The following is a 1,321-nucleotide window of genomic DNA, read 5'->3' as shown; positions in this document are numbered from 1 at the left end:
AGAAACATGCGCATCGTTCCTGCGATCGTCAGCTATCGGAGACAGATGCGGCCACCGGCCGGCGCAGATCCGGCAGGCCCGCGCCGCCGCCACCACCGCCGCCAGATCATCCGTTGCCGCCACCGTCGCCATGCGTCCGGTCTAGGCCGTTCGCGGGCCGCGGCCAAGCGCCGGCGATGTCCGGTCACCGATGCGCCGGCCGCGGGGCGGCTTTCGGTTCGCCGCCGAAACCGTCAGCGCTTGGGGAATTCACCCGCCAGCAGCGCGGCGACCAGCTCCGGCACCAGCCGGGTCGCGGGGCCATGGCGGCGGATATGGAACAGGCCGGAGCCCTCGCCCGGCTCCAGGTTCAGCTCCATCGTCAGGGCGCCGGCGTCCAGCGCCTGGTGGACGAAGGCGGCGGCCGGATAGACGGTTCCGGAGGTGCCGATCGACACGAACAGCCGGCAGCCGGCCAGCGCCGTCTCGATCTCGTCCATCGCCAGCGGCATCTCGCCGAACCAGACCACGTCGGGCCGCATCCCGCCCGTCTGGCCGCAGCCGGGGCAGGGGGTGTCGACCGACAGGTCGCCGGCCCAGCCGCGGCCGGCGCCGCAGGCCAGGCAACGCACCCGGTTCAGCTGCCCGTGCATGTGGATCGGCCGGCGGCTGCCGCCGCGCTCATGCAGGTCGTCGACATTCTGGGTCACCAGCAGCACCGGGCCCGGCCACTCCCGCTCCAGCCGCGCCAGCGCCGCATGGGCCGCGTTCGGCTGCACCGCCGGGTCGGCCAAAGTGCGGCGGCGGGCGTTGTAGAAGCCGTGCATCCGGTCCGGGTCGCGCTCGAAGGCCTCGGGCGTGGCCACGTCCTCCAGCCGCACGCGGGTCCACACTCCGCCGGCGTCGCGGAAGGTGTCGAGGCCGCTCTCCTTCGAGATGCCGGCCCCGGTCAGGATGACGATCGGATCGCCGGGCTCGATTCGCTTCATGCGTCGATCGTGGTGGCGGCGGGGCCGGGGCGCAACGGCCCTTGTCGGCGCGCCGCGGCCCCCAATCTGTTGCCTATGACCGACGCCGCCGCCGCCCTTCCCGCCCCGCTGCCCCTGCCGCCCGATGCCCTGGCCGAGCTGGCCGAGGCCAAGGCGGTGCTCGACACCGATTCGCTGGTGGCGCGGCTGTCGGCCCTGGCGGGAACGCCGGTCGAGGCGCTGAAGCGCAACCTGCCGGCCGGGGTGCAGTCCGCGATCGACGGCGCCGTCCGCCGCGCCCTGACCACGGCGCTGAAGGCGGCATTGCGCAGCGGCCCCGGCCGCCGGGTGCCGCGCGGGCCGGAGGCCTGGCT

The 1,321-nt window shown here is 74.6% G+C and carries 2 protein-coding genes; one reads left to right on the top strand and one right to left on the bottom strand.

Annotation, left to right across the window (positions count from 1 at the left end):
* Window positions 1–233: 233 nt before the first annotated feature.
* Window positions 234–968: an NAD-dependent deacylase gene (locus P409_RS34530; protein ID WP_034849426.1), complete on the bottom strand. Its 735-nt coding sequence runs from the start codon at window positions 966–968 to the stop codon at window positions 234–236.
* A gap of 75 nt (window positions 969–1,043) precedes the next feature.
* On the opposite strand from P409_RS34530, the gene P409_RS34525 reads away from it, so the two are divergent.
* Window positions 1,044–1,321, top strand: a 278-nt coding sequence (locus tag P409_RS34525; RefSeq protein ID WP_034849424.1) for a hypothetical protein, incomplete at its 3' end; no start/stop codon positions are given.

The sequence above is a fragment of the Inquilinus limosus MP06 genome, assembly GCF_000767795.1.
GTDB lineage: Bacteria > Pseudomonadota > Alphaproteobacteria > DSM-16000 > Inquilinaceae > Inquilinus > Inquilinus limosus_E.
Note: the sequence above shows the minus strand (reverse complement) of the source record. Positions and strands in the feature narration are given on the sequence as shown.

Coding starts and splice junctions, on each gene's coding strand:
- P409_RS34530 (WP_034849426.1), bottom strand. CDS start 968: ATGAAGCGAATCGAGCCCGGCGATCCGATCGTCATCCTGACCGGGGCC.